General features: G+C 39.7%; 22 protein-coding genes and 1 pseudogene. 7 read left to right on the top strand and 16 right to left on the bottom strand.

What is annotated here, in order from left to right; translation table 11 throughout:
- Window positions 1-60: 60 nt before the first annotated feature.
- The 6 genes from CS060_RS05725 to CS060_RS05700 all read right to left on the bottom strand — a co-directional run bounded on the left by CS060_RS05725 (window position 61) and on the right by CS060_RS05700 (window position 7,666).
- Entirely contained in the window at window positions 61-2,121 is a 2,061-nt protein-coding gene (locus CS060_RS05725; protein WP_099668769.1) for a GDYXXLXY domain-containing protein, read from the bottom strand.
- Between the two features lie 66 nt (window positions 2,122-2,187).
- The gene (locus tag CS060_RS05720) at window positions 2,188-2,952 is read right to left on the bottom strand and encodes an IclR family transcriptional regulator (protein ID WP_035047463.1); all 765 of its coding nucleotides are present in this window, start codon (window positions 2,950-2,952) and stop codon (window positions 2,188-2,190) included.
- 57 nt (window positions 2,953-3,009) lie between these two features.
- Window positions 3,010-5,193 (bottom strand): malate synthase G, encoded by a 2,184-nt coding sequence (locus CS060_RS05715; RefSeq protein ID WP_035047465.1) that lies wholly within the window; start codon window positions 5,191-5,193, stop codon window positions 3,010-3,012.
- A gap of 133 nt (window positions 5,194-5,326) precedes the next feature.
- Window positions 5,327-5,977 (bottom strand): TetR/AcrR family transcriptional regulator, encoded by a 651-nt coding sequence (locus CS060_RS05710; protein WP_099668768.1) that lies wholly within the window; start codon window positions 5,975-5,977, stop codon window positions 5,327-5,329.
- 11 nt (window positions 5,978-5,988) lie between these two features.
- Entirely contained in the window at window positions 5,989-6,783 is a 795-nt protein-coding gene (locus tag CS060_RS05705) for an ABC transporter permease (RefSeq protein ID WP_035047467.1), read from the bottom strand.
- Between the two features lie 10 nt (window positions 6,784-6,793).
- On the bottom strand, window positions 6,794-7,666 hold the full coding sequence (locus CS060_RS05700; RefSeq protein ID WP_035047469.1) for an ABC transporter ATP-binding protein: 873 nt from the start codon (window positions 7,664-7,666) through the stop codon (window positions 6,794-6,796).
- A gap of 150 nt (window positions 7,667-7,816) precedes the next feature.
- Here CS060_RS05700 and CS060_RS05695 point away from each other — a divergent pair, with 150 nt between their 5' ends.
- Together CS060_RS05695 and CS060_RS05690 are read left to right on the top strand one after the other, a co-directional pair.
- Window positions 7,817-8,662: an SPFH domain-containing protein gene (locus CS060_RS05695; protein ID WP_035047471.1), complete on the top strand. Its 846-nt coding sequence runs from the start codon at window positions 7,817-7,819 to the stop codon at window positions 8,660-8,662.
- Between the two features lie 13 nt (window positions 8,663-8,675).
- Complete coding sequence (locus CS060_RS05690) at window positions 8,676-8,837, top strand: type II toxin-antitoxin system antitoxin (protein ID WP_003397421.1); 162 nt, start codon at window positions 8,676-8,678, stop codon at window positions 8,835-8,837.
- A 58-nt stretch (window positions 8,838-8,895) separates the two neighbouring features.
- Here CS060_RS05690 and CS060_RS05685 read toward each other — a convergent pair whose 3' ends face one another.
- The gene (locus CS060_RS05685) at window positions 8,896-9,483 is read right to left on the bottom strand and encodes a cell wall hydrolase (RefSeq protein ID WP_035047472.1); all 588 of its coding nucleotides are present in this window, start codon (window positions 9,481-9,483) and stop codon (window positions 8,896-8,898) included.
- Between the two features lie 270 nt (window positions 9,484-9,753).
- Between CS060_RS05685 and ric the strand changes: the two genes are divergently transcribed.
- The 4 genes from ric (at window position 9,754) to CS060_RS05665 (ending at window position 12,258) form a co-directional block, all read left to right on the top strand.
- Complete coding sequence (gene ric, locus CS060_RS05680) at window positions 9,754-10,455, top strand: iron-sulfur cluster repair di-iron protein (RefSeq protein WP_035047474.1); 702 nt, start codon at window positions 9,754-9,756, stop codon at window positions 10,453-10,455.
- 186 nt (window positions 10,456-10,641) lie between these two features.
- The gene (locus CS060_RS05675; RefSeq protein WP_035047476.1) at window positions 10,642-11,082 is read left to right on the top strand and encodes a MarR family winged helix-turn-helix transcriptional regulator; all 441 of its coding nucleotides are present in this window, start codon (window positions 10,642-10,644) and stop codon (window positions 11,080-11,082) included.
- Between the two features lie 56 nt (window positions 11,083-11,138).
- Window positions 11,139-11,537 carry a DoxX family protein gene (locus tag CS060_RS05670; RefSeq protein ID WP_035047478.1) on the top strand — a complete coding sequence of 133 codons (399 nt, stop codon included), beginning with the start codon at window positions 11,139-11,141 and terminating at the stop codon, window positions 11,535-11,537.
- 16 nt (window positions 11,538-11,553) lie between these two features.
- Window positions 11,554-12,258 (top strand): pirin family protein, encoded by a 705-nt coding sequence (locus CS060_RS05665; protein WP_035047480.1) that lies wholly within the window; start codon window positions 11,554-11,556, stop codon window positions 12,256-12,258.
- Window positions 12,259-12,294: 36 nt separating this feature from the next.
- On the opposite strand, the gene CS060_RS05660 is transcribed toward CS060_RS05665, so the two are convergent.
- The 9 genes and pseudogenes from CS060_RS05660 to CS060_RS05620 form a co-directional block, all read right to left on the bottom strand.
- Complete coding sequence (locus CS060_RS05660) at window positions 12,295-13,497, bottom strand: MFS transporter (RefSeq protein ID WP_035047483.1); 1,203 nt, start codon at window positions 13,495-13,497, stop codon at window positions 12,295-12,297.
- A 137-nt stretch (window positions 13,498-13,634) separates the two neighbouring features.
- Window positions 13,635-13,922: pseudogene (locus CS060_RS05655) on the bottom strand (formate--tetrahydrofolate ligase); the annotation flags it as partial.
- A gap of 121 nt (window positions 13,923-14,043) precedes the next feature.
- Window positions 14,044-14,961: an aldo/keto reductase gene (locus CS060_RS05650; RefSeq protein ID WP_035046645.1), complete on the bottom strand. Its 918-nt coding sequence runs from the start codon at window positions 14,959-14,961 to the stop codon at window positions 14,044-14,046.
- A 184-nt stretch (window positions 14,962-15,145) separates the two neighbouring features.
- The gene (locus CS060_RS05645) at window positions 15,146-15,916 is read right to left on the bottom strand and encodes a YhfC family intramembrane metalloprotease (protein ID WP_035046644.1); all 771 of its coding nucleotides are present in this window, start codon (window positions 15,914-15,916) and stop codon (window positions 15,146-15,148) included.
- The gene (locus CS060_RS05640; protein WP_099668767.1) at window positions 15,913-16,539 is read right to left on the bottom strand and encodes an SdpI family protein; all 627 of its coding nucleotides are present in this window, start codon (window positions 16,537-16,539) and stop codon (window positions 15,913-15,915) included. Before CS060_RS05640 ends, CS060_RS05645 begins: the two co-directional genes overlap by 4 nt.
- Window positions 16,536-16,814, bottom strand: coding sequence for an autorepressor SdpR family transcription factor (locus CS060_RS05635; protein WP_003397448.1), 279 nt, complete (start codon window positions 16,812-16,814; stop codon window positions 16,536-16,538). Before CS060_RS05635 ends, CS060_RS05640 begins: the two co-directional genes overlap by 4 nt.
- 156 nt (window positions 16,815-16,970) lie before the next feature.
- Window positions 16,971-17,288 (bottom strand): YbjQ family protein, encoded by a 318-nt coding sequence (locus tag CS060_RS05630; protein ID WP_035046643.1) that lies wholly within the window; start codon window positions 17,286-17,288, stop codon window positions 16,971-16,973.
- Between the two features lie 111 nt (window positions 17,289-17,399).
- Complete coding sequence (gene cysI / locus CS060_RS05625) at window positions 17,400-19,115, bottom strand: assimilatory sulfite reductase (NADPH) hemoprotein subunit (RefSeq protein ID WP_099668766.1); 1,716 nt, start codon at window positions 19,113-19,115, stop codon at window positions 17,400-17,402.
- 11 nt (window positions 19,116-19,126) lie between these two features.
- Window positions 19,127-20,899: an assimilatory sulfite reductase (NADPH) flavoprotein subunit gene (locus CS060_RS05620; RefSeq protein WP_035046642.1), complete on the bottom strand. Its 1,773-nt coding sequence runs from the start codon at window positions 20,897-20,899 to the stop codon at window positions 19,127-19,129.
- Between the two features lie 140 nt (window positions 20,900-21,039).
- On the opposite strand from CS060_RS05620, the gene CS060_RS05615 reads away from it, so the two are divergent.
- On the top strand, window positions 21,040-21,921 hold the full coding sequence (locus CS060_RS05615; RefSeq protein WP_099668765.1) for a LysR family transcriptional regulator: 882 nt from the start codon (window positions 21,040-21,042) through the stop codon (window positions 21,919-21,921).
- The last annotated feature ends 72 nt before the right edge of the window (window positions 21,922-21,993 follow it).

The following is a 21,993-nucleotide window of genomic DNA, read 5'->3' as shown; positions in this document are numbered from 1 at the left end:
ATTTTAAAGCTAAACATCGCCATAAAAATCGCCGTCTCCGTATGAGGCGGCGGTTCTATCTTACCGTTCAGACACTTTTTCTAATAACGCATCTCCTGTCTTACTTACACGTACATAGGCAAAGCGAGCATGGAGTTGGATCTCCCCTCCTGTTTTTTCAGGGACAAAATACGTTTCAATTCCATAAATGATTGTATTTCCATATATATGTCCGTTTACTAACACATCGCCTTCTTGATACACATCCGAATTGCGTTTTTTTCCATTTAGCGAATAAATGCCAACTAATCGATGGATTCCTGTTTCATCTTTTCGTAAAACGACTTGCACTTTCCCCCATTCATTGATCCCTTCAATCGTTGAAATTTCGTATTGAAGACGAACATAATCCCCTTGAATGAGTGAGCGTGGATCAATTGGCTCAAGTTGCAATTTAATTTGTTGACCATATTGAATATGTTGTTCTTTGTCAAACGTCACATAGACGATAAAAGCAAACTGCAAAATCATAACAACGAAAAGCGGCAACCATTTTTGCTTCGTAACAGAAAACGAAATCGCTTTTCTTTGTTGTACAAACGCTGCCAAGATAAACAAGCATACTCCAACAATTGCTAGAGTGATCGATTTATGCAGTAAGTCCCATACCCATTCATAATACTTTAACGCTAAAAATAAACATGTATATGCCCAAGCAACCCATTGTTCTCGCTCATTCGTACGGAAAAAGAGAACAAGGGCAACAAATCCAAGAAACAGTATATTCCATACAACATACGCCCAATCCACAACGACTAAATCAGCACTCGTTAATAAAAGAAGCGTAGCGAATGAAAAAACGAGGAAAACGAGTCGCTCATACGTATGTTTTGTCATCCAATAAATGATGCCGTAAAAAACAAATACAGTAAATAACGTAAAACGAATGTCACTCCACTCATCAATCATCATCATGGCGAAATAAAGCGAAACTGCCATATTCGTCATCGCTCGTACCCCTGCCGACATTCGCCATGAAACAATAAATAATATAGCGATATATACACTGATTACGATAAAGGAAACCTCTGTTACACTAAAAGCTCCAAGTATATATCCGATCGCAAGCAATGTGTAACGAACAACATCGTTCCATCTCTTCCATAACAATCCCGGAATAACAAACAAAAAAACAGATATACTGAACAACCAATAAGGGGAAAACACATCAAACCAAAACGACAACAACTGCATGATACTTCCAATCGCAATAACCGAAGCTACCCCTGTAACAATGATTTGAAAAGCGACAAGGAAAACTTTTTCTACTTTTCCGTTGCTTCGTTTTTTCATCCAACGAAGCGCATAAATCCCTATATAAACGATAACGGCAGCCAATACAAGCCCAAATATATACCAATTACCACTAAAATGCCGTTCAACAAAACGAAAATATTGCACAACCCAAAACATACCTGTAAACAACACCGTACATATAAAATACGGTTGTTTTTTTACATACATTAAAAACAAAACAAGAATAACAGCATATGCATATGACCAAAAATGAAACTGATCAGTGGAAATTCCTTGTACAAATATAACGAATAACCAACCGTGCATGGCTATATAAGCTAAATTAGAAACAATCGATGGGCGCCCAAGAAACGAAATGATTCCGTTGACTACGGCAAAAAGCAACAAAAGAAAAAATGATGTCCATTCCCCTCGTTCAATTTGATACGAAGACGGAAAGTAGTAAAACCAAAATGTCAATTGCAACAATCCGAAACTAAATACGGAAAGAAATCGATAGCGAGTAAACCATGCCAAAACGGCAGTAGGGATGAACCAAATGAAAAACAATAAAAAGCTATCGGCGTGTGAATTATACACTTGCCCAATTAATGCAACACAAATCCCAAACGTAATCGCCCCAAAAATAAACAACCATTTACTTAAAAAATGGCGACGAAAAACCGTTGCGCTCGTCGCGTAAAACAACACCATAAACCCGATACCAATACTGACTTTTGTCAATCTTCCAAGTTCAGGCCAATTTGAAGCAAAAAAATAAACGAGCGCGGCAACAAAAAACAAAAGTCCTAACAAATATGTTGTTTTCACAACACGTTGTGCCATAAAGTGGCCTCCTTAAACATCCTTTTTAACATTATACTATGACTAGAGGCCAAACGTATACATTATTCATCGACATCCAAGCCGTTCAGAAATTTGCTTGCCGATTTTTTTCATTTGTATGTGAAGTTGTTCAAGCCGCTCATCTGTCATACGAATCGTCGGTCCGGAAACACTTACTGCGGCAATAACTTGTTTTGTATGATCAAAAATGGGCACCGCTATGCAACGGATGCCGTACTCGTTCTCCTCTAAATCGAGCGCATAACCAAGCTCGCGAACACGCTCTAACTCATGAAAAAACATATGTTGATCTGTAATCGTATAGTCCGTATGTGGCGGCAATCCTTTTCTTTCTAAAATGTCCATAACAACATGTTTAGGCAAATGCGCTAAAATCGCTTTTCCAACAGCCGTACAATGCATCGGTGCTCGCTTTCCAACTTTCGAATGCATGCGCAATGTTTCGTTCCCATCCAATTTTTCAATATAAATGACTTCCCCTTGATCGTACACCACAAGATGCACGACTTCATTCGTGATTTGTTCTAACTCGCGTAAATACGGTTTTGCTTCTTTACGCAAATCAATTGATTCCAACAACTTTGAACTCATTTCTAGTAGCTTGTAGCCAAGTTTATAGCGCTCTGTTTCTTCGTCTTGTTCGACATACCCATACTCAACAAGCGTCGACAACAACCGGTACACCGAGCTTTTATGAATTCCTATTTGTTTTGCGATTTCGGTTACACCCATTCCATGACGTTCATTACTTAAAATATCCATGATTTGCAACGCTCTACTCACTGATTTCACAAACGAATCTTTTTCCATATGTTTCCCACCTTTAACATAATAACGAGGGCACCCGTATAGAATGCCCTCCATTTACTATTGTTTTACATGTGCATATTTTGTTTTTGCTTCTAAACGACGGCGATGTAAAATCGGCTCCGTATAGCCGTTTGGCTGTTCATATCCTTTGAAAACGAGATCACATGCCGCTTGAAAAGCAACGGATTGATCATAGTCAGCTGACATCGGTCGATACAATGGATCATTCGCATTTTGCTCATCCACAACTTTTGCCATTCGCTTCAATGTTTCCAGTACTTGTTCTTTTGTGCAAATTCCATGATGCAACCAGTTCGCAATATGTTGGCTCGAAATACGTAACGTTGCTCGATCTTCCATGAGACCAACGTTATGAATATCAGGAACCTTTGAACAACCAACACCTTGGTCAATCCAACGAACAACGTAGCCAAGAATACCTTGGGCATTGTTATCTAGTTCTTGTTGAATTTCCTCAGGCGTCCACGTTGGATGGATTGCGACAGGAATTTGTAATATGTCATCACGATAGTTTTTCACATTTTTCTTCAGCTCATCTTGCATCGCAAATACGTCAACTTTATGATAATGAAGCGCATGTAAAGTCGCTGCAGTCGGTGACGGCACCCACGCTGTGTTTGCCCCTGCTTGCGGATGAGCAATTTTTTGTTTTAGCATCTCCGCCATCATATCAGGCATCGCCCACATTCCTTTACCAATTTGAGCACGCCCTTGGAAACCAGCTGCTAACCCAATCGCTACATTTGATTTTTCATAGCTTTGCAACCATGTCGATGATTTCATTTCATTTTTCCGAATCATCGGTCCTGCTTCCATTGACGTATGAATTTCGTCACCTGTACGATCTAAAAAGCCTGTATTAATGAAAACGATTCGATTTCTTGCTTGATAAATGCAGTTTTTTAAATTAAGCGTCGTACGTCGTTCTTCATCCATCACGCCAATTTTAATCGTGTTGCGCTCAAGACCGAGCATGTCTTCAACCCGATCAAACAATTCGTTCGCAAATGCTACTTCTTCTGAACCGTGCATTTTCGGCTTTACGATGTAAATGGAACCTTTTCTTGAGTTCACATATTTTCCGTTACCGAGAAGCGAATGTTTCATAATTAAAGTCGTTACAACAGCATCTAAAATGCCCTCATACACTTCTTCCCCATTTTCAAGCAAAATCGTATTGTTTGTCATTAAATGCCCAACGTTTCGCACAAACATGAGTGAACGGCCTGGCAATGTGAGCGTTTCGCCATTTGGTGTCGTATACACACGATCCGGTTGAAGGGCACGAGTCACTATTTTATTCCCTTTTGTAAAATTCGCTGTTAAATCCCCACGAACTAAGCCGAGCAAATTACGATAAACAAGCACTTTATCTTCCGCATCCACCGCTGCAACGGAATCTTCGCAATCCATAATCGTTGTTAAAGCTGCTTCTAAATAAACGTCCTTTATCCCTGCTGGATCAGTCTGCCCGATCGGATGGTTACGATCCACTTGTATTTCAATATGTAGACCATTATTTTTTAACAAAATGGCAGACGGTTGCTTAGGCGAACCTTGATACCCAACAAATTTTCCCTCATCTCGTAACGTTGTCGTTTGCCCATCTTTTACCGTTACGGTTAACACGCCGTTTACGACAGCATATTGAACGGCATCTTTATGCGAATACCCGTGAAGTGGGACCGTTTCATCTAAAAAGGCACGAACGTAAGCGATGACTTTTTCACCGCGCACTGGATTGTATCCTTTTCCTCGCTGTGCACCGCCTTCTTCACTAATCACATCTGTCCCATATAGCGCATCGTACAAACTTCCCCAACGAGCATTGGCTGCATTCAGTGCATAGCGCGCATTTGTAATCGGAACAACTAATTGCGGTCCTGCCTGTTTAGCAATTTCATCGTCGACATTTTCTGTCGTAATTTCAAAATCCTCGACTTCTGGCTCTAAATATCCGATTTCTTGTAAAAACGATTGATATCGTTCAAAATCGAACTGCCCACGATGTTGCTTATGCCACTCATTTATTTTTTCTTGCAACTCATCACGCTTCGCAAGCAACGCTTTATTTTTCGGTGTCAACTCTTCAATCAGCTGCTCAAAATCGCTCCAAAACTTGCTTGCATCTACCCCGCTATTCGGTAATACTTCATTTGTTATAAAATCATAAAAAATGCTGGCTACTTGCAAACGTCCAACTTGTACATATTCTCCCATCATCATTCCCCTTCCCTTTTTTGTTGCGTATGACGAAACATAGTTTCAAATTTCTTAAGAATATCATACCATACAAAAACAGAAAATTTCAATAATTTTCTTGCAAATGAATAAAGGCGGGACTTTTCCCGCCTCACTTGTAAACTCCATATTTTATAATATTCACATATTCATCTAGCTCTTGCACGAGCAAATTCCCGTGTTGGATTGGATCATGTTGTTTATTTTTATACAATTGCATGTATTTATTCGACAGTTGTTCAATGATCATCATCATCATACGTACAACCGCATCAGCACATATACCGTCACGTAGTTTTTCTTTTTTAAGAAGTTCTTTCAAAAAAACATGCTGTAACAAAAAATCTTCACCATACGTTTCGTAATGTTTCGCAAGTAATTGTTCGATTTCTTGTTTTACTTCTTTCGGTGGATTTGTTACAGCATCTATCATTAATTGTGCTTCGTTCGGATATTGCGTAAATACTTGCTGTTTTACAATCAAAATTTGTTTCATCCGCTCAAAAAAATCTTCACATTGTAGTTCCTTAACTGCTTTCATCGTCTTTTCAGTCAACAGTTCTTTTGCATAATGAACAACATATACATATAAATTTTTTTTGCTTTTGAAATAATGAAACAACAATCCTTTCGATATGCCGACTCGGCTTGTCATGACATCAGTTGACGCTTTATCGTATCCATGTTCAGCAAATTCTTCAATTGCTACACGAATAATGAGTTTCTTTTTTTCTTCTGGTTGCCTCTCAAACACTTCGTACAATAAAATCACCCTTACACGACAATATCTTTCTTTTTATAAATGATATATGCTGAAACAATACTTATACTAATGATCACAATCATTAAGACCATATATAATGGATCAATTTCAAGCTCATTAATAATCGGTGCCGCATCGACATATTTAAACGGACTCACATATTTTAAAAACGATAAATCTTCAGAAATACTTGACATCATATTCATAAAATAAGTAACAAAGACAAGTCCAAGGGCAAATGATGATGCATTTCTCGTTTTACGCATCATCGTTGATAAGAAAAATGCTATGGACGCAAACGTAAAGTGAAGGAATACAGTTGCTAACGTCAATAAATAAATGGCTTTTAATGAAACATCGTATTCTTTAGCCATTTGAAAACCAATCAAACTAACGAGCAAAGAAACCGCATTTAAAATAAGGATATTCACCACCACAACAAGCCATTTATTCGTTAAAATTTCTCTCCTTGTTATCGGTTTAGCGAGTAAAAATTCAATCGTTTTATCGTTTTCCTCTTTTGCAACGATGTTGGCAGCTAACATCGCTGCATAAACACTACCGAGTAACGTCGTCATCATATATACACGAACACCGTAATACCCGGTTAAATCGCCCATGCTTAGTTGATCCATCCCAAACGCCTTAATCATCGCTGGCGGCAATGATTGAAGAAGTTTTGTTACTTCTTTTTGCTGCTCCGCAAACTGTGGGAAAATGCTTAATGTCAAAAACACAAGACCACCAAGTACGATACTCCAAATCATTAAAGATTTTGCGTTTCTCTTCCATTCACGTTTAAACATCGTCCATCCCTCACTTTTCGTAATAGTGCATAAACACATCTTCTAAAGATGGCTCGCTAATCGACACATCTTTTATGCGCAAGCTGTACAATAGGGCGATCAGTTCATTCATATCTCCTTTATATAGCATCGTCATCTCATTGCCTTTCACTTCTTTGTTTACAACACCCGCCAAATCAAAGGTCATATGTTGCCCTTCTTCAAACACGATCGTCACATGTTTCAAATGGTTTTTCGTTAAATGTTCAATCGTTTCCACTTGAATTAATTTTCCTTCTTTAATAATTGCTACACGATCGCAAAGTTTTTGTACTTCGGAAAGAATGTGCGAGGAGAAGAAAATCGTCACTCCTTTTTTCCGTTCTTCCAAAAGAAGTTCAAAAAATGTATGCTGCATAAGCGGATCTAATCCACCTGTTGGTTCATCTAAAATTAATAATTTCGGCTCGTGTAAAAGCGCCTGAACGATACCGACTTTTTTTCGATTTCCAAATGATAAATCTTCAATTTTTTTATACATATCTAAATCAAGTCGTTCGGCTAACTGTTTTAATCGTCGATCTGATACTTTGTAAAATGCTGCAGAATACGTCAGTAAATCAATTACTTTCATATCGTCATAATAATGCACTTCAGAAGGTAAGTAGCCGACATATCTCCGAATTTCTTTTGCATCTTTCACAATATCTTTTCCGAAAATTGTAGCACTACCGCTCGTTGGATAGATGAAGTTTAGTAATGTGCGAATCGTTGTGCTTTTTCCTGCTCCATTTGGGCCAATAAACCCAAAAATTTCTCCTTCCTCAATTGAAAATGTAACACCGTCAATCCCTCGATTGTTTTTGTACATTTTCGTTAATTGTTTAACATCAACAATGCCCATTATTCCGCCTCCCCGGCATCACTTATTTATTGACTAATAAGTCAATTCCATTATATAGAGCTTTGACTGGTTAGTCAATTAAAATACATTTACATATAATAGAAAATATGATATCATAAAAATATCTTTATGATGTTAGGAGGGAAAAACGTGAAAGAAACAAAAGCATGGTATGTAAATGGTTTTCTCGCTTTATTTTTCATCATCGTGTTGCTCGCAGGTGCTGTTTGGCGATTTTTTATGGAGCTGGAACTTGTTCTTCCGATTTCGTTTATTTTTCTTGCTTTCCTATTATCAACAGGGATGACAATGGTTCAGCCTAATCAAGCAAAAGTCGTCATCTTTTTCGGGAAATATATCGGGACTATTCGTGATAGCGGTTTATTTCTAACTGTCCCACTTAGCGTTCGCAAAACCGTTTCATTACGTGTTCGCAACTTTAATAGCGCAAAGCTAAAAGTAAATGACATTGAAGGAAACCCGATTGAAATTGCAGCTGTCGTCGTTTTTAAAGTCGTTGATTCAGCAAAGGCGATGTTTGATGTAGATCACTATGAACAATTCGTTGAAATTCAGAGTGAAACAGCCATTCGTCACGTCGCAACAAAATACCCATATGACACATTTGAAACTGAAGATATTTCACTTCGTGGAAATGCCGATATTGTTTCAGAAGTATTAGCAAAAGAGCTACAAGAGCGGTTGGGGGTTGCTGGTGTTGAAGTTATCGAAGCACGTCTAACACACTTGGCTTACTCAACAGAAATCGCAAGTGCCATGTTACAACGCCAACAAGCTGCCGCCATTTTAGCAGCACGGAAAAAAATTGTCGAAGGGGCTGTTTCAATGGCGAAAATGGCAATTGAACAACTTGACAAAGAGGCTCACTTACAATTAGATGAAGAAAGAAAGGCTAATATGGTTAATAATTTAATGGTAGCAATCATTTCTGATCGTGGAGCACAGCCTGTCATCAATGCTGGAACGTTATACTGACGGTGAATACGAAATGACAAAGAAAAAAAACTTCCCGCTACGAATTGATCCAAAGTTGTATGAAATCATCGAACGCTGGGCACAAGATGAATTTCGAAGCGTGAATGCTCATATCGAATTTTTACTTCGTGAAGCAGCAAAACGCGAAGGACGTTTGAAAGAAAATAAGAAGTAAAAAGGTGTCCCAAAAACTTTGGGGACACCTTTCGCTTCAATCATATGAAATAAACCTTTTATTTCGCAAATACATGATTTCCAATAATAACTGTCACTTGACGTGAACGGATCCATTCGCTTTTCGCCGTTTTTGGATTGTAAAAATATAATGAACCACTTCCTAAACCGCGAAAAGCAATGGCTTCTTCGACCGCTCGATATGCTTCACGATCTGCCGGCTTATTAATTTCACCATTTTGTACAGGAGTAAATGCGTAATATCCTCCGGAACGATCATAAATGACTTGGCGAATCGTATTTGGAAAACTCGGATGATCGACACGGTTCAAAACGACCGTTGCCACCGCCACTTTCCCTGCATATGGTTCCCCTTTTGCTTCTGCATGAACAAGACGGGCCAATAAATCTTTATCAGCTTGAGAAATAGGTTGCGGGATGCGTAGCGTTTCTCCAACAAATAAAACATCTGTTTGTTTTTGATTGATTCGTTGTAACTCTAGCAATGGAACATTGTAATGTTTTGCGATCGTCCAAAACGTCTCCCCTTGCTTGACATAATGAACTGTCGTTTGCGCAAAAGTTTCAGTTGTTGAGACAAAGATGGTAGCTACAAACAGAGAAGCAAGTGCTAGTAATTTCCTCATGTTATCCCTCCTAGTCTGTTGCTCGCTTACAAGACTAGCAGAGATTTATTAATCTATCATTATCTAATTGTTGGAAAATCTCTCAAACGATATGACGCTCAACATTCCAAAAGATATATGGAAAATGATTCATTCACACTCAATATCCTCTTACTGTTTGTCACAGCTTTTTCAAAATCACAATGATCATGTGACGATCATCACAACAATCAACTAAAAAAAGAGATATGATTACATTGTGATATAAATCCATTTCGGAGGGTGAAAACGATGAAAAAATTATTTACCGCACAATCAACAGTTGGTGAAATTGTAGCTATATTTCCAAAAGCGGGCGATTTGTTTAGAGCATATAAAATTGATTTTTGTTGTGGTGGAAATCGCTCTTTATCTGATGTGGTCACTGAAAAGCAATTAGATATAGAAACAATTTTAAACGAGCTACAATCAATGTATGAAAAATCGCTTGAAAAGGTAGAAAAAAATTGGTTAGAAGTTTCATACAAAGAGTTAATCGATCACATTATTCAAACACATCATCAATTTTTATTAGAAGAATTGCCTCAACTTACTCCATATGTAACAAAAGTAGCACGCGTTCATGGTCCGACACAGCCGCACTTAATTCAAGTGCACCGATTGTTTCATGAGTTAAAAATTGAGCTAGAGCAACATCTGATGAAGGAAGAAAAAGATGTATTTCCGCTTATTATACAATTTGAAACATCTCCGACAAAAGAAAACGAGCAAATAATGAGACTAGCAATTGAAGAGCTTACAGCTGAACATGAACGTGCGGGTGATATAATTAAACGTATTCGAGAAGTGACAAACGACTTTACTCTTCCCGTCGACGCTTGCGGAACGTATCGACTAGTGTACAATCGCCTTGAAGCATTGGAGAATGATTTATTTACTCATATTCATTTAGAAAATAACATTTTATTTCCACGTATTCTACGCGGAAAATGACATTTAACAAATATCTTAGAAAACCCCTCTTTATTTAGGTATAGTCATTTATCACAAAAAATTCAAGAAGGTGTCGGAATCACTGACACCTTCTTTCTCTTTGCATCCCGATGACATATTAATCGTTGACAACTTACTTTTCGTAAGTTTATAATTATCTTGAAATCAAGATAAAGGTTGATGCATATGAGCCAAAACGATCAAACATTATCATTAAAATTATTTATTGTCCTTTCTAGAGCACATAAGGCGGTGTCGGAACATGTAAAACATGACATTCAACGTTACGGACTAAATCCAACGGAGTTTGGCGTTCTTGATTTGTTGTATCATAAAGGAGCGCAGCCGATCCAGCAAATCGGTGATAAAATTTTGCTGACAAGCGGAAGCATGACATACGTCATCGACAAACTCGAAGAAAAAGGATATATCGTCCGGCAACGTTGTGAAAAGGACCGCCGCATTACGTACGCTGTCATTACAGAAGAAGGAAAAGCACTAATGGATCACATTTTCCCACAGCACGCACAGAAAATGACGGAGATTTTCCAATCTTTATCCACAGATGAAAAAGAAATGGCGATTCACTTGCTCAAAAAGATAGGTCTTTCATTAGCGCCTTTTTAAAGGCCTATCGCACAACTTTTATCTTGAAATCAAGATATACGAAAGGAGAAATGATTATGATGCACATCGGTATTTTACTTATTCGTCTAGCTGTCGGTTTAACTTTTATGGGTCACGGTGCTCAAAAATTATTCGGATGGTTTGGAGGATATGGCTTAAAAGGAACGGGAGGATGGCTTGAATCTATTGGACTAAAGCCCGGGGTGACAATGGCCCTCATTGCTGGATTAGCTGAGTTCGTTGGAGGGTTATTGTTTGCGCTTGGGTTGTTCACCCCATTTGCAGCTTTGTTAATCGCCGCAACGATGTTCGTTGCCATTGTAAAAGTACATGCACCAAATGGATTTTGGATTACACAAAATGGATTTGAGTACAATTTTATTTTAATTGTCGTTGTGATTGGCATTGCTCTTATCGGTGCAGGCGACTATTCACTTGATGCACTCATGAAATAAGGAAGGGGATTTTTCAATGATTCACGTATATCGTGCACATGAACGCTTTGAATCGAACCACGGTTGGTTACAAAGTTATTTTAGCTTTTCATTTGCTGAATATTTTGATCGAAAAAATATGAACTTTGGTCCATTACGCGTATTTAACGATGATATCATCGCGCCACAACGTGGCTTTGGCGCACATCCTCATCAGGAAATGGAAATTGTGACAGTCGTCTTAAAAGGACAGCTCGAACATCGCGATAATCTTGGTAATCATCGCATCATCTCATTTGGTGAAGTACAACGAATGACAGCTGGAACAGGCATTGTACATTCAGAAATGAATCCGTCTACTACCGACGAAGTCAACCTTCTACAGCTTTGGTTTTTACCTGAAACGTACGGTCTTACCCCAGCATACGAACAAGTTTCATATGATATTGCAAAAATGAAAAATCGCTTATTGCCTATTGTTTCAAAAAAACAAGCCGGTGAGCAAGTTGCCTACATTCACCAAGATCTAACCATGTATTTATCCGATTTAGAAAATAACAAACAACTTACATTTCACCAACAACAAGGACGTCGAATGTATGTGTTTGTGATTGAGGGAGAACTTGTGTTAAATGATGATACGATTTTACAACGTCGTGATGCCGCTCGTATAACAGATATCACACAATTGCACATAACAGCGAACATAAACAGCCGTTTTATGCTTATCGACTTACCGTAGTTGCCAGCTTGCCCATGAAAACGGGCAAGCTAGATTTTACTGAGCAACACGTACATCTTTCGGCAACCAAAATGTCAACACGCCAAACAAAGGAAGAAAGCTACACATGACCATAAGTGTTTTTAGCGTATACACATCTGCGATTTTGCCAAGTGCAACTGCTCCAAGCGCTCCCATTCCAAATGCGAGACCAACAATTAATCCAGAAGCCATCCCGACATTTCCTGGAAGTAACTCTTGTGCATAAACAACAAAAGTAGCGAAACTAGACGATAAAATGAAGCCTGTGACAAAAACAATTGGCAAAACAAAATGAAGCGGCACATATGGCAAAATGAGTGCAAACGGTGCCGTACCAAGCGTGGATGCAAAAATTAAATTTCGTCTCCCAAATCGATCAGCAAGCGGACCGCCAAAAACGGTACCGATTGCCCCTGCAATCATAAAAACAAACAAATAAAGCTGCGCTTCACGAATCGAAATATGATAATATTTCGTTAAATAAAATTGATAATAATTTGAAATTCCTGCATAATACCACGAACGTGCAAATACTAGCAACACGAGAAGAACGAGGGCAAATATAATTCGTTTGCTTGCATGCTTCTTTCCTTCTATTGTTCTGTTCGGACGATTTTTCAGTTGATGCAACTGAAGAGCGTACCATTTTGACACCCAAAATAAAACAGCCATTCCTAACGCCGCAACAATGACAAACCAACTTGCTCCCTTTTGACCAAATGGAACAAAAATCAGTGCTGTAAATAGCGGAGCAAGGGCATTCCCTGTATTGCCACCGAGTTGGTAAATGGATTGTGCGAATCCCCTTCTCGCCCGCGCAGCAAAATAAACGACACGCGAACCTTCTGGGTGAAATACAGCTGATCCTAATCCGATAAATAAAACGGACAATAAAACAAAGAAAAAATTAGGCGCAAACGCCAACCCGATCATCCCTAACATGCTCGCTCCCATGCCGAGCGGCAAAAAACTCGGCGATGGATAGCGGTCGGAAAACAATCCGACAACCGGCTGTAAAATAGAAGAAGTCATATTCAGCGTAAATGCAATCCAACCAATTTGTGTATAGGACAATTTCATTGACGACTCTAAAATCGGAAATAAAGCCGGAACAACAGCTTGCATCGCGTCATTCAATAAATGACCAATACTAATGGAAATTAAAATCGGATACACGACAGTTTGCATATTTGTACGTTGTTCAACATTTGCTTGCATCTTCCTCTCTCCCTATAAAAAACAAATGGAATATTTACATTATAATACCTTCTACCAATCTTTCAATTTTTTTGCTCATTTATAAAAAAAGCGTCCTATCGAACTGATAAGACGCTTTTTTACATCTCATTGCTTGCTTAAAAAAGTCCACGCGCGTTTCCGTAGTCATCAACATCCATCTGAAGCGCCGCTGGATGTTTCGGCAGCCCTAGCATCGTCATGACATCTCCTGTTAAGGCAACGAGAAAACCAGCGCCAATCGACGGTTTGAATTCGCGCACTGTAATCGTGAAATCCGTCGTCGGACGACCAAGTTTTGTTGGGTCGTCAGAAAGCGAATATTGCGTCTTTGCCATGCAAATCGGTAGCTTGTCCCAACCGAATGATGTAAATTGTTCGATTTGCTTTTTCGCCTTGGGCGTGTACGTGCTTTTTGTATTTTCGATTGCTTCTCATACTTTACGAGCTAAATGAAATGAAAAGAATATAGAATTTAAGTAATGAAAAAACACTTTTTCAGCAATCGCCAAAAAAGTGTTTTCGTCATTACGGCAACCGATGACCTGCCGCACGGTAGATTTCGTACCATTCTTGTCGAGAGAGTTGCACGTGACTTGCTTGGCAAATGTCTTTTAAGCGAGCAGAGTTTGTTGTGCCAACGATCACTTGCATGTTCGCTGGATGGCGCAAAATCCAAGCGACAGCAATCGCTGACTTGCTTACTCCTTTTTCCTCCGCTAGCCGTCCGAGTACTTCATTAACTTCCGGAAATTTCTCGTTGTCAATAAACACTCCTTCGAAAAAGCCGTATTGGAACGGAGACCACGCTTGGATGGTGATATTTTTTAGGCGACAATATTCTAAAATATGTCCGTCGCGGTTCGGCGCTCCGTCAAATAGCGTATTCGCTTGAATGCCGCTTGTCACTAAATTCGCATGCATAATACTGAACTGCATTTGATTCGCGATAATCGGCTGTTTAATGTATGCTTGCAATAGCTCGATTTGCATACTATTGAAGTTGCTCACCCCGAAATGACGAACTTTTCCGCTGGCATATAGACGGTCAAACGCCTCTGCTACTTCTTCCGGTTCCATCAGCGTATCCGGTCGGTGTAAAAGTAACATGTCTAAATAATCGGTTTGAAGTCGCTTCAATATGCCGTCGACAGATGTTAAAATATGCTCTTTTGACAAGTCATAATAGCCATCGCGAATCGAACATTTGCTTTGAATGTGGATGCGTTTGCGCAAATGTGGTCGAGAAGCAAGCACTTCACCAAACAACTCTTCACAACGTCCTTTTCCATAAATATCTGCATGGTCAAACATCGTAATTCCTGCTTCAAGCGCTTCGTCTATATACCGCGATAGCTCAGAAACAGACATTTCCGAAATTCGCATACACCCTAACACAATTTCTGAGGCTATTAGGCCAGAGTTACCAATGTTTATTTGTTTCATTTGTCCATCCTCCCTTTTTACTTCCGTTTCGAAATTACTTCTATGGCGAACTGCGCTCCGATTAACTCAACAGCGCACAACATGAAAATAAAAAAGATTCCCATCGTTTCTCCCTCCCTCATGCCTTTGACACGAGCATAAGGTATGAAACGCGTTTCGATGCAATATGTTTTTTAAAACTTTTTTAATGAAACTTTTCTGCTATCCGTTGAATGAAGACGAGCGAAGCGATTGCAATGAAAGCAAGAATCGTTTCTACAATCCAAACATTTGAAATAATTTTTACTTGATATAACGCAGGGACCACATCAATTAATGCATGAATGAAAATCGCATACATCACGTAACGAAATTGTCCTTTCCGAACTCCATATAAAACAAGAAGAGAAAGCGCAACATGGATCGCTATCGCAAATGTTCGCTCGATACCACCTAATACATACATCCAATCAGGCTGATTTAACATGGTTTTGAGCATCTCCACTTGTGTAGCAGGGAGAGAGGAAGCAATTTGCTCAAACTGACCTGTTTGCACGAGATGAGAAATGACCATCATATTTACGGCGCTAAAAGCACCAATAAGCACAGCTTCCATTCCTCCATGTCCTAAACCGAATGATAATCCATCCCCGTATGCCCGATTGTTTTTTAACATGAAACGAAACCCTACATATCTTCCTATCTCTTCAAACACTCCAGCTGCTAAAGCGCCGTAAGCGACAAACGCCCAAACGCTACTTATTCCTTTTAACGATGTGCCACTCGGATCTATTACAAGCATATGCATAACTTTCTCTAACACTTGTGAAAATAAAACAAAGATAAGCAAGCCGACACCGAACGCTTTCCATGAGAGCCATCCTTTTTTTCGCCCATATATGATGAGTGCGAAAGGAACAATCAAAGAAAGAAACAATTGAACAAACATCCCAACCAAATCGATCTCTCCTTTCATTTACGCGAAAATAAATACGACTGGATAAACAAATACATCGTGCCACCAAATACAATGATCATCAGAAAAATAAAGCGCCATACACTTGTTGCAAATACCATAAGCATAATGAATACACCCATCATAACAAACACTTTTCCTCCGACACGATGCGTTTTTTGCCAAACTTCTTCATTTTCTAGCGTCCAAGGGGTACGAATACCGAAAAAATAATTCGGTTTAATTTTCGGCATATAATTTCCAAGGGCAATGAACAACACTCCAACTCCAATCGGCACAACGACATCGACTTGCACAGGAATTCCGATATTATACGCAAGCGTCACCACATGTATGCTAAATAAAAATAAAACAAATACATGTAAAAAAATGCGATATACTTTTTCAAATTTCTCGTAGTTTTCTTTGCGTGGATCCACCTTCGGCAAGAAAAGAATAAGGGAGACAATTCCTGTTAAAAAGATCGGAAAAAGTAATGCGCCCCACCATTTGTTCGTAAAGCCGTCAGCTTCCCCAGCCACATTCCAATGAATCGCCACTTCATCCGGCAAAAAAGGGATGGCTAATAAACTCAATACATAGCTACATGCAATGAGAATGATAATAAATAAGTGCTTTTTCATGATTCATCACCTTCTTTTTGTAATATGTCATAAAACCAGCTCATTAAATCTTGGAACACCGTTGTGTTTAATGAGTAATAAATATGTTGTCCAACGCGCCGATCTTCCACTAAATCGGCTTGTTTTAATATTTTTAAATGATGAGACACACTCGGCTTTTGCATATCAAAATGTTCAGCAATTTCCCCTGCTGTTAAATCTCCTTTTTTTAATAGTGATAAAATTTTCCTGCGATTCGGATCAGCAATCGCTTTAAATGCTTCGTTAAATGACATCTTCTTTCACCCACTTTCTTTTAGATTTTTAGACAAACTTCTAAATATCATTCAAAAAAATAGATATTTAGATAAATTTCTAATTACATAATATACAAATTCACACTTCAAATCAAGCAAAAAGAAGAAGCCGATTTAGCTTCTTCTCACATCCCCCTATTCTTTCAACTTCACCGCTGTACCTGTCGCGATGCACATCATCATTCCATCGCGCAATGTTTCAAAGTCAAGATCGACACCAATGACTGCATTCGCTCCCATATTGCGCGCTTTCTTTACCATTTCTTCTACAGCCATGTCTCGACCTTCAGCTAACTTGCTTTCATATGTTCCGCTTCGGCCACCGATGATATCGGTAATGCTCGCTAAAAAGTCGCGGACAACGTTAGCTCCTAAAATGACCTCACCAGACACTAAGCCGAGATATTGTTCAATTTGTTTTCCTTCAATGCTGTTTGTTGTTATGACAATCATGTAAATGACTCCTTTCTATAAATAAAATTTGCCCCTTTATTATATTCTCGATCGTTTCAAATCATCCTTTTTTACAAACAAATCGGCCCCCAAAACGGGAAGCCGATTTGTTTAGTCATGAAAGTTTGTTCCATCTGTTACTTCTTTTACGATACCGACGCGAATGACAAAGTCGCCAAAACGTTCACCATCCAATCGCTCTTTCGCGTACCGAGAAAGGAGCGTACGAAGTTCAGATAAAATTTCTTTTTCTCCGATATTTTCCCGATACAATTTGCCGAGACGGCTGCCGTCAAATGCAGCCCCGAGATACATATTATATTTGCCAACGGATTTGCCGATAAATGCAATTTCTCCAAGCACATGACGGGCACAGCCATTCGGACAGCCGGTCATGCGAATCGTGATTTCTTCATCGCGAAGCCCGTTTTCCTCAACAATTTCTTCAATTTTATCAATGAGTGTCGGCAAATATCTCTCGGCTTCTGCCATCGCTAATCCACACGTTGGCAAAGCGACACAGGCTAGCGAGTTACGACGAAGGGCACTATAATGTTTCCCATCTGTTAATTTATATTGCTTAATAAGCGCATCCATTTCTTCTTTTTTCTCACTTGGCACGTTCGCAATGACTAAGTTTTGATTCGCAGTCAAGCGAAAATCGCCCGTATGCACTTTCGCAATTTCTCGCAATCCTGTCATCAGTAGATAATCATCCGTATCTCTCACCCGACCACCTTCGACAAATAGCGTAAAATGCCACGTTCCGTTTACCCCTTCGACCCAACCGTAGCGATCCCCATTATGCTCGAAATAGTAAGGGCGCGCTTCTTCTAAATTCCATCCAAGCCGACGTTCGAGTTCTGCTTTTACTGCATCCAAACCAAGCCGATCAATCGTATATTTAAAACGAGCATGTTTACGTACGGAGCGATTGCCGTAATCGCGCTGAATGGTAACGACTTTTTCTGCCACATCAATGACTTGTCCTGGTTTACAAAAACCGATCACTTTTGCGAGCTGCGGATATGTCGTGCGATCGCCGTGCGTCATTCCCATGCCGCCACCGATCGCTACATTAAATCCCATAAGCTTTCCTTGTTCAACAATCGCAATAAATCCAAGGTCTTGCGAAAACACGTCGACATCGTTTGACGGTGGAACAGCGATACCAATTTTAAATTTTCGTGGCAAGTAAAGCGGCCCATAAATCGGTTCTTGTTCTACCTCTGGTGTTCCAGCAACTTTTTCTTCATCTAACCAAATTTCGTAATACGCCCTTGTTTGCGGCAATAAATAATCGCTTAATCTTTTCGCCCATTCATACACTTCCGCATGTACTTCTGACTGGTACGGATTTGGGTTACACATGACGTTTCGATTCACATCACCACAAGCTGCCAGCGTTGTAAGCAGAGCATCGTTAATAGCTTGCAGCGTTTTTTTCATGTTCCATTTCAATACGCCGTGAAACTGAAACGCTTGCCGTGTTGTAAGCTTTAATGTCCCGTTGGCGTATTTTCTTGCTAGTTCATCCATCGCAAGCCACTGCTCAGGTGTGGCTACGCCGCCTGGGGTACGAACACGAATCATAAATTGATACGCTGGCTCTAACTTTTGTTTTTGCCGCTCTGCTCTTAAATCGCGATCATCTTGCAAATAGCTACCATGAAATTTCATTAACCGGTTATCGTCTTCTGGAATGCCGGCAGTGATGCGATCTTCCATCGTTTCTTTCAACGTTCCGCGCAAATAGTTGCTTTCTCGTTTAATCCGCTCAACATCGCTTGGCGGTCCATCTGGTGCTTTCAATACAATTTTTTTCATATCGATCCCCCTTAATACACGTCGCGTTGGTACCGTTTTTGTTTTTGCATGTCGGCAACATACGCTTCCGCTTGTTCGCTACTCATGTTTCCTTCTTTCGAAATAATATGGATAAGCGTCTCATGAACATCGCGCGCCATATTCTGTTTGTCACCGCAAACGTAAACGGCTGCCCCTTCTTCTAACCATCGGAACAACTCTTTTCTATGTTCAAGCATCCGATGTTGGACGTACACTTTTTCTTTTGTATCGCGCGAAAACGCGACATCCATTTTCGTTAATACGCCGTTTTTCAGCCACGTTTGCCATTCCGTTTGATAAAGGAAATCGGTCACGAAATGTTGATCGCCAAAAAATAGCCACGATTTCCCTTTCGCGCCAATTGCCTCCCGCTCTTGCATAAAGGCACGGAACGGCGCCACCCCCGTGCCTGGTCCGACCATAATAATTGGCGTATTCGAATCTTTTGGCAGTTTAAAGTTCGGGTTTTGATGAACGAATACCGAAAGCTTGTCGCCAATGTTCAGGCGTTCCGCACAAAACGTCGAACACACTCCTTTCCGTAACCGTCCGTGCGCTTCGTAGCGAACCGCACCAACGGTAATATGCACTTCCTCTGGATACGCTAATAAGCTGCTTGCAATGGAATAAAAGCGCGGCTGCAGCTTCCGTAGGGAAGAAACAAACTGCCCTGGCGTCATCTCCCACGGACCGAACTCGCGGAGAACATCCAATACATCGCGCCCCTTTATATAGTCTTTTCGCTTCGCCTCCTGTTCAGCGGAAAGAAGCGTGTGAAAATCTGAGCTATGCGAAAATGAAGCAAGCGATTGCAATAATTGCTCGGTTAGCACCGTAATTTCTAATCGGGAAAGTAGCACTTCGCGTAACGGTTCTTCTTTTCCTTCAACAGAAGCCGGTGTATCTGGATTCCATTTCATTTCTTGAATAATGAGATCGACAAGTTCTGGATCATTTTTCGGAAAAACACCAAGCGCATCGCCTGGTTCAAACACAAGCCCAGAACCTTCTAACGATAATTCAATATGTCGCGTTTCTTTGTTTGAGCCGCGTCCATTTAAGTTGATATTTTCTAATACTTCCGCTTCGAACGGATGTTTTCGTGAATAAAGCGCGGTTGGCTGTGCTTGTGTCGGCTGTGGAGCTACGACGGAAACTGCTCCTTGCTTATCTAACTCGCTAAGCACCCCATTAAGCCATTTCGCTGCTGCTTCTTCGTAATCGACGTCACAATCGATACGTTCGTATAAACGCTTGCCTCCTAACTCTTCTAACCGCTTATCAAAATCTTTTCCTGTTTTGCAAAAATGCTCATACGACGTATCGCCAAGCGCCAACACGGAAAAGCGAAGATGCTTGAGTTTTGGTGCGCGCTTGCTATGGAGAAATTCGTAAAACGATAGCGCATTGTCCGGTGGCTCTCCCTCACCATACGTACTGACGACAATCAGTAGCGTGTCGATTTTTTTTAACTCGCTCGGCTTAAAATCAAGCATCGAAGAAACAGTGACATGAAACCCGCGATGTTTAAGTACCTCCCCTGCTTTTTCCGCCAATTTTTGTGCGTTTCCTGTTTGCGACCCATAAAGAACGGTCACTTCCTTCGTTACAGGTGCTTCTTGTTGAAGCGCTCCGACCGATTCGGTTGCAGCTAAATACCCGCTTAGCCAAAGTTTTTGTGCTGGATTTAACGTTGGCCAAAGCCGATTGAGGAGCTCAACTTGTTCTTCATTAAATGGACTGTTTGTCACTTGAAATGGCAACCTTGTTCACCTCTCATTTTTCTACTATTCCTATAAATCAAGTATGTTTTATTTGACTTTACCGTAAAAAATAAAATTAGTAAAATAAATATAAATTATCAGAACTATTTATTTTTTTTATAATTAAGGGGGCGAGGGATATGTACGAACAATTAAAAACATTTATTACATTAGCCGAGGTGAAAAATTTCACAAAAACAGCAGACATTCTTCATTTATCTCAACCGAGTGTAAGCTTGCACATTAAAAATTTAGAAAAAGAGTTTCAAACAAAACTATTTATTCGTTCACCAAAAGAGCTACAAATGACACCAACGGGAGAATTGCTTTATGATCGAGCCAAAAAAATGATCACGTTATACGAACAAACGAAACAAGATATTTTAGAACATCACGACTGTGTGAAAGGAACATTAAAAATTGGGGCTAGTTTTACGATCGGGGAATATGTGCTACCTACCTTTTTATGCGCCTTACAAAACGATTATCCAGAATTACAATTGGAAGTCATCATCGGCAATACAAAAGAAATTGTAGAGCTCGTTCGTACGTATCAAACACATATCGGTTTAATTGAAGGTCAAACAAATGAAAAAGAGCTTGTGGTGTACCCATTCATGCAAGATGAGCTAGTCATCGTTGCATCTAATGATCATCCTCTCGCTCACAAACAGGAAGTATCGATAAACGATTTACAAAACCAACTATGGATTACACGCGAATTAGGGTCTGGCACACGTGAATATTTTAACCATTTTATTCGTTCAAATGGACTAAAAGTAAAATCACTGATGATTATTAGTAGCAATCAAGGAATAAAAGAGACGTTAATGCATGGAAACGGTTTAGCCCTCCTTTCGCGTCATGTCATCGAACAGGAATTGAATGATAAAAACCTATCGATTGTTTACGTCAAACATTCTCCTTTTTATCGAACATTTTCTTATCTTTACTCACCGACAATGGAAAACAACAAACTTGTACACTTACTAATTGATTTACTCCAACAAAAAAGGATGTGACGAACAATCACATCCTCCAGACTGTTGACAAAATGGTTGGAAGACACCCGTCTTCAAACCATTTTGTTCCAT

It is taken from the genome of Anoxybacillus flavithermus (assembly GCF_002742685.1).
Classification (GTDB): Bacteria; Bacillota; Bacilli; order Bacillales; family Anoxybacillaceae; genus Anoxybacillus; species Anoxybacillus flavithermus_E.
The sequence above is the reverse complement of the archived record's forward strand: the minus strand, read 5'-3'. Positions and strand labels throughout refer to the sequence as shown.

What these genes read in the sequence shown, in the direction of transcription:
- CS060_RS05635 (WP_003397448.1), bottom strand. Translation starts at nt 16,814, where the DNA reads ATGTCATTTAACGAAGCATTTAAAGCGATTGCTGATCCGAATCGCAGG.
- ric (WP_035047474.1), top strand. Translation starts at nt 9,754, where the DNA reads ATGAAAAAATTATTTACCGCACAATCAACAGTTGGTGAAATTGTAGCT.
- CS060_RS05675 (WP_035047476.1), top strand. Translation starts at nt 10,642, where the DNA reads ATGAGCCAAAACGATCAAACATTATCATTAAAATTATTTATTGTCCTT.
- CS060_RS05630 (WP_035046643.1), bottom strand. Translation starts at nt 17,288, where the DNA reads ATGATTGTCATAACAACAAACAGCATTGAAGGAAAACAAATTGAACAA.
- CS060_RS05685 (WP_035047472.1), bottom strand. Translation starts at nt 9,483, where the DNA reads ATGAGGAAATTACTAGCACTTGCTTCTCTGTTTGTAGCTACCATCTTT.
- CS060_RS05725 (WP_099668769.1), bottom strand. Translation starts at nt 2,121, where the DNA reads ATGGCACAACGTGTTGTGAAAACAACATATTTGTTAGGACTTTTGTTT.
- CS060_RS05645 (WP_035046644.1), bottom strand. Translation starts at nt 15,916, where the DNA reads ATGAAAGGAGAGATCGATTTGGTTGGGATGTTTGTTCAATTGTTTCTT.
- CS060_RS05690 (WP_003397421.1), top strand. Translation starts at nt 8,676, where the DNA reads ATGACAAAGAAAAAAAACTTCCCGCTACGAATTGATCCAAAGTTGTAT.
- CS060_RS05715 (WP_035047465.1), bottom strand. Translation starts at nt 5,193, where the DNA reads ATGGGAGAATATGTACAAGTTGGACGTTTGCAAGTAGCCAGCATTTTT.
- CS060_RS05650 (WP_035046645.1), bottom strand. Translation starts at nt 14,961, where the DNA reads ATGAAACAAATAAACATTGGTAACTCTGGCCTAATAGCCTCAGAAATT.
- CS060_RS05665 (WP_035047480.1), top strand. Translation starts at nt 11,554, where the DNA reads ATGATTCACGTATATCGTGCACATGAACGCTTTGAATCGAACCACGGT.
- CS060_RS05720 (WP_035047463.1), bottom strand. Translation starts at nt 2,952, where the DNA reads ATGGAAAAAGATTCGTTTGTGAAATCAGTGAGTAGAGCGTTGCAAATC.
- CS060_RS05670 (WP_035047478.1), top strand. Translation starts at nt 11,139, where the DNA reads ATGATGCACATCGGTATTTTACTTATTCGTCTAGCTGTCGGTTTAACT.
- CS060_RS05640 (WP_099668767.1), bottom strand. Translation starts at nt 16,539, where the DNA reads ATGAAAAAGCACTTATTTATTATCATTCTCATTGCATGTAGCTATGTA.
- CS060_RS05615 (WP_099668765.1), top strand. Translation starts at nt 21,040, where the DNA reads ATGTACGAACAATTAAAAACATTTATTACATTAGCCGAGGTGAAAAAT.
- CS060_RS05660 (WP_035047483.1), bottom strand. Translation starts at nt 13,497, where the DNA reads ATGCAAGCAAATGTTGAACAACGTACAAATATGCAAACTGTCGTGTAT.
- CS060_RS05705 (WP_035047467.1), bottom strand. Translation starts at nt 6,783, where the DNA reads ATGTTTAAACGTGAATGGAAGAGAAACGCAAAATCTTTAATGATTTGG.
- CS060_RS05700 (WP_035047469.1), bottom strand. Translation starts at nt 7,666, where the DNA reads ATGGGCATTGTTGATGTTAAACAATTAACGAAAATGTACAAAAACAAT.
- cysI (WP_099668766.1), bottom strand. Translation starts at nt 19,115, where the DNA reads ATGAAAAAAATTGTATTGAAAGCACCAGATGGACCGCCAAGCGATGTT.